A 14,186-nucleotide genomic window follows, 5' to 3' on the forward strand; every position below is an offset into this window, starting at 1 on the left:
TGGGAAGCTACCGTTGCTCAGTCGGTGGAAGAACTGGCGGGCGCGACTTTCAGCAGGCCATCGTCGTCTACGTCGAAACTCACGCCTCTCCAGACAACGCGCGAAGAAAGCAGACTTGCGAAAAGAATGGCAAATGCCATCACGTCCCACAACGGCAGAAGCCAGGGTTCACGAACGGAGCGCTTCAGCGCAAGATCCATGCGGCACTGAAGCGCGAGCCTCGCGCACAAGGCCGCCGCGAGCAGATACAGGGTCCACGGCGGCGCGCTTGCGAACAGCAGCGCGAGTAGCGCCAATGGTACCGGGTAACTCACGGCCGAGCCAAGATGGCCATACGGATCGATTCGCCGGATGGTTCGGCTCCAGCGCAACTCATGCTCGACAAGCCGCGCGGGCGTGGACTCGGGGCACGCGTGGCCGATCACGAAGCCGGGGACCACGACGCGCTGCCCTGCCGCTCTCACCGCCATACCGATCGCGTGATCTTCGGCGAGCAGATCCGCGAACTGACGCAGCCCGCCGATGCTATCGAGCGTTTCGCGACGCATCGCAATCGTCTGGCCAAAGCATGGTTGCGCAAGTCCCAACGCAAGCGCGACCAGGACGCCGGGAAGAAACTGATAATCGACGGCTCTCGCCGAAAGCTTCGGCCAGAATCCCGGGTCGCGCGCGCCCACGTAAGCGCATGTGACAAGACCGACGCCTTCCGCCTGAAGTTCGCCCATCACTCTGCTGAGATAATCGCGGCCGACCGCGACGTCGCTATCCGCAAACACGTAGTGCTCGTGGACAGCCAATGGGAGCATGTTGAGAAGATTGCTGACCTTCCGGTTGCAGCCGTGCAATTCGCTATTCGCGACCACGGTGATATGCGCGTCGGGATAGAGCTGTTGAAGCTCTTTCACGACATCGAGCGCGGGATCGCTCGGATCGTGGACACCGAACAGGTACTGCACTTCCCCTTCGTAATCCTGTTCGCAGAAGGTTCGCAGATTCGACAGAAGCGCGGTCTCCATGCCGCGCAGCGGCTTGATCACCGTGACGGGCGGAAAGCCTTTCGGATTGGGCGAGCTTCGCGCGAAGAACCAGCCGACCAGCGCGGCGGCCGCGACGGTGTACAGAATGCCGAGTGCTGCGCATGCGCCGCACAGCCAAGCCGTAAATTCGCGTAAGAGCCCGACATTCGAAACCAGCGCATTAATCGCCATTGGAGTGCCCAATGTGAAGGATCTGTGAACCAGGCGTTCTACTGACGCCGTAGTCGATGGGCCGCATAGCCGCACGTGAAGAACCCGGCAGTGCGGAACCGGCACGAAGCGGAAACGCTGGGGACGTCCGCCGTTCCGATGACCGCCTCGCGACGATAGAAGAGGCCGATCATACGACGACGATCGCGATTGAACACGCAGGGGCGATCGTAGTGATGCAACCTGAAGAAAACATTAAAGGTCCGCGGCCTTTATATTTCGATTGGTTACAGCGGGATCTGCTCGATGTAATGCCTTGCATTGAGCGGCATTGAAATATTTCCGCAATACAAATCGCGCTAATCTGAAAGATTAAAAAGCGCCTTCACCCGGTACGATCGCCTGTGCCCCAACCCACACACGATGGCGGAAAAGGGAGCGACCTCGGCGGCTCGATGCGGCCACGCCCATGCACAATCAGAGCCATATCCGGCCGGTCCCGCGCGCACTGACGCGACGCGCACGCAGCCAGCCGCACACGCGCACCTGTAATGCGCACCGACGGCGACAACCACGTGCCAGCATGGAGAAGCGATGGGTTGGAAAAGTCTGCTGATCGAAACGCCGGTCTGGCTGACCGGCCGGTTCTGCCCGCCACGTTTTGACCCGCAGCGCGACACGCCGCGTGAAATTCTCGTGCTGCGCCCGAACGATTTCGGCGAACTGCTCACCACTACGCCGCTCTTCGAAGCGCTGCGCGAGCGCTTTCCGACGACGCGCCTGATCGCCGGCATCGGCAGTTGGGGGCGGCCGATACTCGAGAACAATCCGTTCGTCGACGAGATCGTCGAACTCGACGCGCCCTGGAACAACAAGCTCGTCGATGACCGCTCGCATCGCAACGTATTGCGCTTTCTGTGGAAGTCGCCGCAGGTCGCCGCGCTGCGCGCGCGAGGCGGCTTCGATGTGGCGATCGACGTGCTCGGCAGCTATATGGGTGCGTTGCTGATGATGCGCGTGGGCGCGCGATATCGGATCGGCGTGCGCGGCTATCGCGGCGGATGGAGCGCGTGCCAGGCCTATGTCGAATACGCGAGACGGCAATGCGGACGCGCCGCGCTCGCGCAAGGCGAACTGCTCGGCGCAACGGTGCTGCCCGAAGTGCGCCCGCAACTCTTCCTGACGGGTGACGAGCGCGCGCAGGCCACGCGGTATTGGAACGCCGGCGACGTGCCTGGCCGCAGAGGTGTACGCATGATCGTCGGCGTCGGAGCCGGCGTGCCGACCAAGGCATGGCCCGCGCAACAGGTCGGCGCGGCGCTCGCGCAAATCGCTCACGCACTCGAACAGGCCTGCAACGCTTGCGACATCGTGATCGTCGGCAGCGAAGCGGATCGGGCGCGCGCCGCCGAGGCGCTCGCCGCAGCGGGACCGGGCGTGCCCGTTCGCTCACTGGCAGGGGAAGTGTCGATGCGCATCGTGTTCGCGCTGACCGAACAGGCGGACGTCGTGTTGACGAACTCGTCGATGCTGATGCACGTCGCGGCCGCGTTTCGCCGTCCGACCGTCGCGGTGATCGGTGGAAGCGTGACACGGCCCGAAGTACACGACGCGATATGGGGTTATCCGCCGCCTTATGTGAGCGTGCCTCCGCAGCAGTACGTGCCCGGAGAACACGCGAAGAACTGGCCAGGCGTGGAGCGCGTCGTGCAAGCCGTGCTGCAGTCCGTGCCGACAGACGACGAGGCACGCACGCGCGTCGGAGCGGCGGCCTGACGGCGCCGCCCCTTCCTGCTACCTACTGCTACTTATTGCGGCTCATCCGTCCACGTATAGGTCGGCAGCGTGCTGATGGGCTGCCCGATCTGCAACGTGATGTCGCGGTGCGAGATCAGCTCGATATTGCGCGGATCGCCCTGATAACGCCGAACGTCGCCGTTGTCGTTGATGTACACGATCACGTTGCCCATCACACCCGCCACGTTGGTGGTCGTCAGCGTTTCGCCCCAGATGTCGAAGAACTGGCCGAGCGTAAAGGCCTTCACACTGGGCGTCTCGATGTGGATGATCCCCGTCGAATCGTGCGTATGCATCTCATAGTTGCACGCTGACGGAATGCCGATTTGCGCAGGCAGCGCAAGCCCTTGACCATCTCTGACGATCGCCACATGCGCGTGCACGTGATAGGCCTCGCTCATGCCCACCCCGCAGACGATTCCATCGACAGGCGCACCCGTGCCGCCCGTCGGCGTGCTGCCGCTTGGCCAGTTAGGCGCGCCGATCGTGCCGCCGAACGTGAGCGCGATCGGTTGCTGCTGATTGAACGGCGGAGGGTCGTTCCACGTAAAAGTGGGAATCTGCGGAAGCGTCGAGCCGACCATGATCGTCACTTCGCCATGCACGGGCAACGGGAGGCTCGCGAGATCACCCGTGTATTTCGTCAGCGTGCCGCCATCGTTCACAAAGACCGTGACGGGCAGCCCCGTCAATCCGGCGACATTCGACGTCGACAGCGGCTGTCCCCAGATCGCGAAGAACTGGCCGAGCGTATAGGACGCGCCGGAACTCGAGTCCATGCGGATCTTGCCCGTCTGGTCATCGGTGTGCAGCGGATAGGCGCAACCCGTCTGCACGGCCATCGTCGGCTCGACGACACCGATGTTTTCCGGCAAGGCCAGTTGCCTGCCGTTCAGATAGATCGACAGGTGCGAGTACGTGTACGCATTGCCGCGCACGCCGCAGTTCAGGCCGCTCACCGCTTGTCCCGTTCCACCCGTTGCTGTCGAGCCCGCAGGCCAGTTCGTATCACCCATCGCTGTGCCGTCGTCGACTTTCGTCGCGGCAGCGAGTTGCGGCGAAGGTGGGCTGCCGGAAGACGAGGAATTCGATCCGCCTCCGCCACCTCCGCCGCAACCCGCTAGCGCAAGAAAAGCGCCAACGACCATCACCCTTGCACCGATGCCATACCACATGTCGGACTCCGCTTTAGTCAATGAACAATCTTGTCGGCTCGTGCGCTGAGTCATGCAAGCTCAGCGGAAGAAACCCTATTCGTGCGTCATCGTGTCTCCACGTGTCCGCATGCCCTTTTTGCTTCACGCTCCGCGCACCAACGCCTTGAGCCGCCGCCATATCGAAGGCGGCAGCGCCTCCTCGGAGCTGTCGGCGTCCGCGAGCCTGTGCGGCATGTGCTGCAAATCGTCCCAGTCGACTTCAAGCGACCGTGCATGGCCGGCCGCGGTAAAAGGCCATTCGATCGCGCTGGCTCGCACGATCGACGCGGGCGCCTTGTCGCCCGCGCGCTCGATATATGTGTTGATCGCCGATGCCTCCCGCTCGGATGCCTCACGCGACATGGCCGCAACGTAATCGTTGATCCCTTCGATGTGCACACACCAAAGCTGTTCGCTCAAGTCGCGCTCCTTCTCGAGGCCGACTCGCTGCCCGCTTTTCTGCTCGCCTGTTTGCTCGCCGTATTGCGCGCCGAGCGCGGCTTTCTCCACTCTGATTGCCTGAGGCATCGACGCACCTACGCGAACGAAGCCTTGAGGCGTTCCCATTTCAGATCCGAAAAACACGGACCCTGGGTGGCCTCGCTGAACTTGACGTCGTTATGCTCGGCGTTCCACTCCATCACCTTGACGTTTTCATCGACGTCGACGGTCAGATCCCAGCCGACGCATCGCGCGAAAGGAATCTTGCCGTGCAATTCGAGCACGGTCGCGACGCATTTCCAGAACGCCGGAATCTTGACGCCCTCGAAAGAGCACCCGGAATCGGGATGCGCATCGACGGCCAGCCAGTTGTCGAGATAGCCTTCGCGACGCAATTCGCCCTTCAGCAGATCGACGGGAACGCACACCTCGTCTTCCGCCGTGACGTGCGTGTGCTCCGCCCGGCCGAGTCGCAGGAAGCATGAACGAACGGAGATGTCGCCGACGTCGTCGACCACGGTCGTAAAGCGCAACGTCGCAACCGAATTCGATGTGAATTCGCTGAACACACGGTGTTGCTCGATGTACGTCTGGATCACGCCATTGCCATACGACCTGATCGCTTCGGGATCGAATGTCTTCCGGTCGAAGATGTAGATGCCCGATCCGCGCGCGGACCCGTCCAGCTTGTAGACGATCCGATCCGCGTTCTGAAATACGAATGCTTCGACATGCGCCTGCGGAATCGCCACCTTGTGAGCCGAAAAGAACAGGCCATTCGCAAAGTACGCGATATCGGGAAAGGTCTCGCTCCCGAAGATCAGCCGTGAGACCGTCTTCAGGTTCGAGATCTTTCCGTGCCATCCTTTCATGCTCGGGACGACGACGGTTCCGTAGAAGTTGTCGGGAATCCAGCCTTCCTTGAACTTGCGGTTGAATGCCGTATAGGCGCGAAGCCACGGCGCGTAGACGGCATCGCCGAACACGTCGCGTGCATACGTGTCGGCGAGCCTGAGGTGCATCGGGTCAGCGTTGCCGTAGGTCTTTTCGAGCACCCGCAGAATCTTCTTCGCCTGCAGCGCGTGCTCCCAATGAAACTTGCGGCGCCCGATGGTCTTCAGCGACTTTCTCACGGCGCTCTCGAGGTCGCTCGCGATGGTACTGGTTTCGCGCTTCAACCAACCAAGTCCGCTATCCGCTCCCTGTCGAACGTTCATTATTTTTAGCCTTATGCTCAGTACGCGTTGGGATGAACAATGCCCTTGAAAATCGTCGCGAGGATGATGCGCACGTCCAGTCCGAAAGACCAGTTGCGCAGATAGTAGAGATCGTGTTCGACACGTCCTTCCATCTTTTCGAGGCGATCCGTTTCGCCGCGATATCCGTTCACCTGTGCCCAGCCGGTGATGCCAGGTTTGATCCGGTAGCGATGGATATAGCCGGACACGACGTTCTGATACAGGTCGTCATGTTCGAGTGCGTGCGGACGGGGACCGACAACCGACATCTCGCCGCGCAGCACGTTCAGGAACTGAGGCAATTCGTCGAGGCTCGTGCGACGCAGGAAGCCGCCGACGGCCGTGATGCGCGGGTCGCCGCGCTTGGCCTGTTCGAGCACGCCCGCCTTCTGCTTGTGCAGACGCATCGTGCGGAACTTGTAGATCGTGAAGACCCGGCCATCCGCGCCCTTGCGGCGCTGCTTGAAGAACACGGGCCCCGGTGAACTCAGCTTCACTGCAATTGCGCAGCCAAGCAGAATCGGGGAGATCGCAACGAGTGCGCAGAACGCAAACAGCCGATCGAATATGTCCTTCTTCACCATTGCGTTCGGAGGCAACGGCGACGCCGCGAGATTGATCGTCGGCAGACCGACCAGGCTCATCACGCCGCCTTCGAACAACGCGAGCGTGCGCACGTCCGGCATGAAGCGGATGTTGATCAGGTCATTGCGAAACTCGTTCACGAGCCTCATGATCGTGCGCTCTTCGGCGAGCGGCAACGCAAGCCACACTTCGCTGATCTGCTGCTCGCGCACGTAGCTGACGAATGCCTCGTGATCGTTGAACGCAGGCACATGCGGCAACGTCTCTGCCTCAGGCCGCAGATTGTAGATCGCCCGCGGCCGGAAGCCCGACGTCGTCTCGCTCTCCATCCGGTGAATGATCTCGTTGCAGTGCTCTCCGCAAGCGGCCACCGCAACCGGCTGCAAATCCAGACCGGCATTGCGGGCGCGGCCGAGCAGCCTGTGCATCACGAGACGGCTGACGATCAGCGCGCCGCCGGAAATACCCGTCCAGTACGCAAACCACAGACGCGACACGAAGTCGATGCGGTGGAGCGAGAACATCAGCGCCAACGCGCACGCCTGCACGATCAGCCAGCCCAACGCCACCTGACCCGCGAGCACGCGCTTCGAGCGCCCCCGCCACGACTCGTAGACACCGAGCGCCGGAAAAACGGCGAGCGAAAATGCCGCGGCAAACGCGACAAACGCGAGATAAAACCCACGCTGCGAGGCATCGTCGAACCGGATTTGCGACGCCACGAGCGCACCTGCCACGATCAAGGCGACGTCGAACACCCTCGCCAGTAGACCTGTCATTGCACGCATCATTACCCCCTTCTATCCATCACCCATGGCAACATCCGTCGATTAGTTGCAACGGCCGTACTGGTCGTCGAACCTGACGATGTCGTCTTCGCCGAGATACGCGCCCGACTGGACCTCGATGATCTGCAGAGGTACATGTCCGGGATTCTCCAGACGATGCCGAACGCCAAGGGGAATGAAGGTTGACTGATTTTCAGTGAGCAAGAACTGTTCTTCGCCGCGCGTGACCAGTGCGGTTCCGCTTACGACGATCCAGTGCTCTGCCCGGTGATGATGCATTTGCAGCGACAGACGCGCGCCTGGACTCACGACGATCCGCTTGACCTGAAAGCGATCCCCGTTATCGATCGAATCGTAAAAGCCCCAGGGGCGGCGTACTTTTCTGTGGTTTTCCGCTTCCGGCGATTTTGTCTGCCGAATACGCGATACAAGTCCTTTGATGTTCTGCACGTGCGAGCGATCCGCCACGAGGACGGCATCGTCCGTCTCGACGACGACGAGACCGTTGGTGCCGACGCACGCGACGAGCCGGCCGCCTTCGGAACGCGCATACGTGGCCGTCGCGCCTTCCATCATCACGCGGCCGTTTGCGACGTTGCCGAACTCGTCCTTGTCCATGGCTTCCCACACGGCGTCCCACGAACCAAGATCGGACCAGCCAGCTTCGAGCGGCACCACGACGCCTGTGAACGGCGAGCCCTCTTTGCCGAGCTGCTCCATCACCGCATAGTCGATCGAATCAGACGGACAACGCTCGAACGCGTCCGCGCCAGGCGTGATGTACACGTCGTCGCGCTTCGCGTTCGTATGCGCCTCGACGCACGCTGCGTGCATCTCGGGCTGAAAGCGCTTGAGCGCTTCGAGCCACACGGATGCGCGCACGACGAACATGCCGCTGTTCCACCAGTAGTTGCCCGACGCAACGTATTCAGCGGCGAGCTCGGCCGCGGGCTTTTCGACAAAGCGGTCGATCCGATGCGCGCCTTCGTTCAGCGGCGCACCAAGGCGGATATAGCCGAAGCCGGTATCGGCGCGCGTCGGCGGGACGCCGAGCGTCGCGATCACGCCTTCTGCCTGCGCGAGTTGCGCAGCCTGTTCGATCGCGGCCTGCAATGCGGCTACGTCCGCGATCGCATGATCTGCGGGCATTGCCACGAGGATGGGATCATCGCCGTCGGTGCTTGCTGCCAACGCAGCGAGCGTCAACGCGGGCGCGGTGTCGCGACGCGCAGGCTCGACAACGATGCGCGGCGTCACTTCGCATTGCTGAGCCTGCTCGCGAGTCGCAAAAGAATGCTCCGCGCCGCACACGATGACGGGCTCGGCCGCCACGTCCCATGCTTTCGCGAAGCCATCCATGCGCTTCATCGTTGCTTGCAGCAGTGACTGATCGCCGACGACGCCGATCAACTGCTTCGGATACTGCTCGCGAGACACAGGCCACAGACGTGTACCCGATCCACCCGCGAGAATGACCTGCACCAGCCGACGGCAATCCGCAGCGTGTTCGGCGACAGCTGTTGCAACGGCGTGTTGTTCTACATTCATCGTTTGTTTGTTCACTTCAATCTCCCTGGCATTGAAGTTCATTCTCATCGTTCGCACGAAAGAACGTCGCAGGACCTGACAAGCGTCGCTTTAACTACACATCGTGGGCGTGTGCCTTATTCGGGCATCGACGCCACAGCTTGATGGGCGAAGATCGCATCGAGCAGAGTTGTGCGAACGATCGACGGACGATCGTTCGTCACCGCGCCCTGCTCTCACGATCTTGCAATGTGAACGGAAGATGTTCTCGACCGATAACGAAAACACGATCCCGCGGACGTTTTGATAGCGACCCAAGGCCACGACATTCAATTCGACCTGTATCGATGATAGACAGGTTGCGCCGCGCGACAGCACGTCTGGCGCGAACGGTTGAACTTATGGCCCCGCTCGCTGAAGCTTTCGAATATCGGCCACGTGCTCGCCAAGTTATCTTTTTACTGATGGTATCCAGCGTGGAAATCCATCTCTATTCGTGGTAATTTGCGACGAGCGCGGCACTATTGTCTTCTCCGTGAAGCGAGCGTGACAAGCCCGTGCCGCCTCACATATCTGCGCAAATCCTGCCACAGCAGACGTGCTCCGAACGCTGGCATCAATACTGCACGTCAAGGCTGTACGCAATTCTTCTGCGGCAAGCCGATCGTCAAACGGTCACTCGCCGCTTCGCAGTTTCATCCTCTTACAAGTTCATTGATGACAGCCGAGTAGTCGTCAATGAAAGGGCATTTTTAATCGCGAGAGTCGACATGGCTTACATATCGTTACTTGCGCTATTCCTGACGGTAACTAACCTGGTACCGATTAGCGCAGTGGGCTTTGTCCCGATCATTCTTTGCGCGTGGCGCTTTTTTGGACGCAGTTATCCGTCGTTCTTCGCACCGCTGACGGCACTTACGCTGTTCGCGCTCATCTCGACGGCGCTCTACAACGCGCACTCGCTCACGGAGTTCGAGTTCTATCGACGCGACGGTAACTTTTTCATCTCCTATGCGCCATTTTTTGCCGGTTGCGTGTACGCGCACCGCTTCGATCTGAACAAGATCTTCCGTTCGTTCTTCATCTGCGCGGTAGTCGCCAATATTCCGCCCTACCTGGTTTACCTTGCGCAGAATGGACTGTTGGCGATCTTCAAGCATCCCGACGACAGCTTCGGCAGTTTCTTTATCGCGCGTAATGCGGCGGGCGGCTTTCTCGCGATGCTGTTCTGCCTCGGCATCGCCTGCTACCTACAGGAACGCAGCAAGCTGCTTCTCTCGATGCTCTTCCTCAACTTCCTGATGCTGTTCTCGACTTATAGCCGGGGTTCGCTGCTGGGCGCGATGGCGGTCTTGCCGTACCTGTATTTCGGACGCAAGCGCTGGATGCTCGCGACGCTGATGAGCGGCCTCGTCATCGCGTCGGTTGCCATGGCGATGTATCACATAAGACCGAACGTCGATTACATGGGCTACACATTCAGCATTCAGAATTCGGATGCGAAGGTCGCGAACCTCGACATCCGCTACGAATGGCTATGGCCGCGCGCGCTGACATACTTCCGTCAGAGCCCGATCGTGGGCATGGGATTCGGTTCATTCGACGACCAGATCCGTAATGTCGTGTCGTACTTCGGCGTGCTCGGCGTGCCTTCGGACATTGTGGTCGAGCACAGCGATTCGCACGCGCACAACTCGTATCTGAACTTCCTCGCGGAACTCGGCATGGTCGGACTGTTCCTCCTGCTGGCGTTCTACTGGAAGCTCATCAAGTGGAGCCAGGATGGCGCCGCCTATAGCGCGTTGAGGGATGGGGGACGCAACTTCGCGGGATTCCGGTTCGTCGAGCTTTCGTCGGTATGCCTGCTCGTGATGGCGGGCACCGAACACCGGCTAGTCACACCGTCGAATGTTCTGATCCTCTCCCTTGTCGTGTCCCTTCTGCTTGCCGCGCGCTCCGAGCGCGCCCCGGTTCAGCAAAATCGCCCGGTGCTGAACCCGCGGCCCGTCATGCCGACTCCACCCTCCCGGGCTATTCCAGGACATGTTGCTCGAACACGGAATTAACCTCAGCGAATTTAATCGCACTGATATGTGGATCATTTTTACCAACATCGGCGATGCAGCGCTGACCGTACCCGTAGCCATTCTGTGTGCCGCATGGCTTGCGAGAGTCGACGTGGTCCTCGCATGCCGATGGATTCTCGCGCTGACCTGCGGAATGGCGCTGGTCGGCGCGACCAAGGTTCTCTATTCGGCGTGGGGCATCGCGCTGCCGCTAGGCGACTTCCGCGTGATCAGCGGGCACACGATGCTCTCCACTGCCGTGTGGATCGTGACCATCGCCTTGCTAGCGAAATGGTGGCGCCAGCCGCCTTCGGTGGGCATCGTGGTGGGTCTGCTGATCGGAGCCCTGACGGGCTACTCGCGTGTATTCGATCACTCGCACTCGGTGATGGAAGTGATCGTCGGCTGGGTGGTCGGTGTGATCGCGGCTGCGTGGTTCCTGCGAACCGCGTTGCATGTGGAGTTCAGGAAGTTTCGGCCGTTCTGGGCGACGCTGAGTCTGCTCGCCGTCTCAACCGTGGCCTACGGGCACAAGGCGCCGCTTCAGGACATCATCGATGCGAAGTCCGAGGTGATTCGCGTACATGCTGCGCCCACGGTCAAGTGCGCGCTGTCCAGCATTCGTCCTCTTTCCGCACTGGGAGGACGCCTCTCCTCCCGCCTACGTTCTGATTAAGCCAAAGTTCGAATCAAGCCAGCTGGTCAGGCCGGCTGGTGATGATGTTCGTCGTCGCGCGCGCGTTCCTTCATTGCATACGGCGCCGTGCGATCGACGAATTCATTCGGCAAGCGTGCGTCGACGAACGACATCAGCGATCTCTTGAACTTCTCTGACGAAAAGCGTTCGGCGTTCTTCCGGCACACACGCGCGTCAAAGAGGTTCGCGTTCTCTTCAAACCGGGTCACGGCCTCGAGCAGCGATTCCTCTGTCTGCTCGCCGAAGAAGACACCCGTGGGCCGCTCGAGCGGCAGTCCCATTACCGATTCCAGCGCGCCGCCTCTGCCAAACGCAATGACAGGGGTGCCGCACGCCTGCGCCTCCACGACGGAGATGCCGAAATCCTCTTCCGCCGCAAACACGAACGCACGCGCACGCTGCAGATGATCGACCAGCACATCGAACGGCTGATGACCCATGATCGTCACGTTGTCGCCCGCAACCGACTTTATCTTCTTCATCTCCGGCCCGTCGCCGATCACGACAAGGCGGCGTTCGGGCGTCTGTGAGAACGCCTTGACGATCAGGTCGATACGCTTGTACGGCACCATCCGCGACGCGGTCACGTAGAAATCGTCCTTGTGCTCGCGCAGCCGCATGTTGCTCAGATCGACGGGAGGATAGATCACCGTCGCGTCGCGTTGATAGGCCTTTCTGATGCGTCGCGCAATGAACTGCGAATTCGCGAGCAGATAGTCGACGCCATTTGCCGAACGCGAGTCCCATCCGCGTATGTAGTGCAACAGCACGCGCGCCAGAGCCGACTTCAAGCCAGCCGACAAATGCGACTCCCGCAGGTACTGATGCTGGAGATCCCACGCATAGCGTATCGGCGAGTGAACGTAGCTGACGTGCAGCTGGTTCGGCCCAGTCAACACGCCCTTTGCGACGGCATGTGAGCTGGAGATGATCAGATCGTAGCCCGAGAGATCGAGCTGTTCGATCGCAATCGGCATCAACGGCAAGTACGCGCGATAGCGCTTCCGTGCAAACGGCATTCGCTGAATGAACGACGTCGAGACGGATTTTCCTTTAATGCACTTGCGGTCTTCCAGAAAATCGACGATGGAGAACAGGTCCGCGTTCGGAAAGCACTCGATGATGTTCTCCAATACTTTTTCGGCACCGCCCGATACCACTAACCAATCGTGAACAATCGCAACTTTCACTTCAACCTCCTGTGCTCGTCCGGTCCGTCTGTTCTTGCGCTCTTCGTAAGTACCGACGCACGTTGCAACACCATTGATAATTCACCCCCCGACGCAGCAAAACATCTGACGCGTCAATATCATTCGTCTTTACCCGTTCCGGCATGCGGCTTGGCCCACGCCATTCGCGCCATGATTTCCATCGCGCGCCCCGCTCCCGGCAGCAGCGTGATGAGTTGCATGCGCACCATGATCGTCAGCAGCATCACCGAAAGCGATAGTTCACCAATTACACGGGCAAACGCCATGCCTTCTGCCCCGAATCGCGGCGCAAGCCACAGCGCCGTCCCAAGATTTGCAATGCCCGCCGCCGCGCCCGCAATTGCGAGCACACGATCCTTCCTTCGCGGAACGAATACATAGAACGCCGCGAATTCGTTGAATGCCGCAAACGGGAACATCCATGCAAAGCACTGCAACACCCGCGCGCTAGGCGTGAATGCCTGACCGAGGATCAGCGGCAGCACGAACGGCGACAACGCCAGTGCGCCGCAAAAAACCAGCAGTCCATAGCCGAGCAGCAACATTGCGCCGCGTCGCGTGGTGGCGTGCGCACCCGCCTTGTCGCCCTGCGCGAGCTGGCGGGAGATCGTGGGGATGAACACCTGTCCCGCTGGCCCCATCAGCGCCAGTGCGATCGTCGCGAAACGTTCGGCGGCGCCGAAATAGCCGACCTGCGCGGGCGTCGACAACAGCGTCAGCAGATAAGTCGATGATGCCGTCAGCACGACGGAACCCGACGAATAGCAGAAGAGCATCGTCGAGTTCTTTATCAGCGGAACGATGCCCGACAGCGACAGATGCGGCCGGCCCAGCTGAAACGTCGCCAGGCCATAGGAGATCGCGGCCGACGCGATGCCCGCCACGAACAGGCTCGCGACAACCCATATCGAGTCCGCCGGCCCTTTGACCAGGCTCAGCACGAGCGCGAGACTGAGCGCGAAGCCGAACACCTCGATCATGATTGGCGTTCTGAAGTGCTGACGGCCCTGGTAGAGCCAGCCGAGATTCAACGCGGACACGATGCCGAGCAGCGTCGCCAGAACGCCGATCAAAGGCCGCTCCGACAATGCCGGCGAGCACATCGTCGCGATGAGTCCCACAGCGCCGCCCAACACAGCCAACACAAGGCGCGCACTGGTATGCAGCGAATAGATGGCGTTGCATTCGTTCGTGTCTTGCGCCTTGGAAACTTCGCGCATGCCGACGAACGTGAATCCGTAGCTGACGAGCATCCAGATCACGTTCATCAGCGACATGGCAGCGAGCACGCGGCCATATTCGGCGACGCCCAGCACGCGCCCGTAGAACGGCACGACGATGATGAGATACACGTATCTCATCAAATATCCGCCGTAAACAAAGGCTATGACGTTAGCGCTCTTCTTACCGTCCATACCGACCTCTTTGATATCGTCGATGCCGCATGGCGGTC

The 14,186-nt window shown here is 60.6% G+C and carries 11 protein-coding genes; 3 read left to right on the plus strand and 8 right to left on the minus strand.

All coding sequences use genetic code 11. The features are described 5' to 3' along the window. Positions 1-17 precede the first annotated feature (17 nt). On the minus strand, positions 18-1,208 hold the full coding sequence (gene hpnI, locus VSR68_RS33910; RefSeq protein WP_342943947.1) for a bacteriohopanetetrol glucosamine biosynthesis glycosyltransferase HpnI: 1,191 nt from the start codon (positions 1,206-1,208) through the stop codon (positions 18-20). A gap of 573 nt (positions 1,209-1,781) precedes the next feature. On the opposite strand from hpnI, the gene VSR68_RS33915 reads away from it, so the two are divergent. Further along, complete coding sequence (locus tag VSR68_RS33915) at positions 1,782-2,963, plus strand: glycosyltransferase family 9 protein (RefSeq protein ID WP_342943948.1); 1,182 nt, start codon at positions 1,782-1,784, stop codon at positions 2,961-2,963. A 32-nt stretch (positions 2,964-2,995) separates the two neighbouring features. On the opposite strand, the gene VSR68_RS33920 is transcribed toward VSR68_RS33915, so the two are convergent. The 5 genes from VSR68_RS33920 to VSR68_RS33940 all read right to left on the minus strand — a co-directional run bounded on the left by VSR68_RS33920 (position 2,996) and on the right by VSR68_RS33940 (position 8,780). Further along, positions 2,996-4,159: a hypothetical protein gene (locus tag VSR68_RS33920; protein ID WP_342943949.1), complete on the minus strand. Its 1,164-nt coding sequence runs from the start codon at positions 4,157-4,159 to the stop codon at positions 2,996-2,998. A 123-nt stretch (positions 4,160-4,282) separates the two neighbouring features. Continuing rightward, entirely contained in the window at positions 4,283-4,708 is a 426-nt protein-coding gene (locus tag VSR68_RS33925) for a hypothetical protein (RefSeq protein ID WP_342943950.1), read from the minus strand. Between the two features lie 8 nt (positions 4,709-4,716). Continuing rightward, positions 4,717-5,742, minus strand: coding sequence for a sugar-transfer associated ATP-grasp domain-containing protein (locus tag VSR68_RS33930; protein ID WP_342944017.1), 1,026 nt, complete (start codon positions 5,740-5,742; stop codon positions 4,717-4,719). A gap of 113 nt (positions 5,743-5,855) precedes the next feature. Then, on the minus strand, positions 5,856-7,232 hold the full coding sequence (locus VSR68_RS33935; protein WP_342944018.1) for an undecaprenyl-phosphate glucose phosphotransferase: 1,377 nt from the start codon (positions 7,230-7,232) through the stop codon (positions 5,856-5,858). 42 nt (positions 7,233-7,274) lie between these two features. Then, entirely contained in the window at positions 7,275-8,780 is a 1,506-nt protein-coding gene (locus tag VSR68_RS33940) for a mannose-1-phosphate guanylyltransferase/mannose-6-phosphate isomerase (protein ID WP_342943951.1), read from the minus strand. A gap of 749 nt (positions 8,781-9,529) precedes the next feature. Here VSR68_RS33940 and VSR68_RS33945 point away from each other — a divergent pair. Then, positions 9,530-10,825, plus strand: a complete 1,296-nt coding sequence (locus tag VSR68_RS33945; protein ID WP_342943952.1) for an O-antigen ligase family protein — start codon at positions 9,530-9,532, stop codon at positions 10,823-10,825. Between the two features lie 25 nt (positions 10,826-10,850). After that, positions 10,851-11,501: a phosphatase PAP2 family protein gene (locus VSR68_RS33950; protein WP_342944019.1), complete on the plus strand. Its 651-nt coding sequence runs from the start codon at positions 10,851-10,853 to the stop codon at positions 11,499-11,501. Between the two features lie 26 nt (positions 11,502-11,527). Here VSR68_RS33950 and VSR68_RS33955 read toward each other — a convergent pair whose 3' ends face one another. Both VSR68_RS33955 and VSR68_RS33960 read right to left on the minus strand, forming a co-directional pair. After that, positions 11,528-12,712, minus strand: coding sequence for a glycosyltransferase family 4 protein (locus VSR68_RS33955; RefSeq protein ID WP_342943953.1), 1,185 nt, complete (start codon positions 12,710-12,712; stop codon positions 11,528-11,530). A 119-nt stretch (positions 12,713-12,831) separates the two neighbouring features. After that, on the minus strand, positions 12,832-14,148 hold the full coding sequence (locus VSR68_RS33960; protein WP_342943954.1) for a lipopolysaccharide biosynthesis protein: 1,317 nt from the start codon (positions 14,146-14,148) through the stop codon (positions 12,832-12,834). Positions 14,149-14,186 lie beyond the last annotated feature (38 nt).

It is taken from the genome of Paraburkholderia phymatum, assembly GCF_038900715.1.
Lineage (GTDB): Bacteria > Pseudomonadota > Gammaproteobacteria > Burkholderiales > Burkholderiaceae > Paraburkholderia > Paraburkholderia phymatum_A.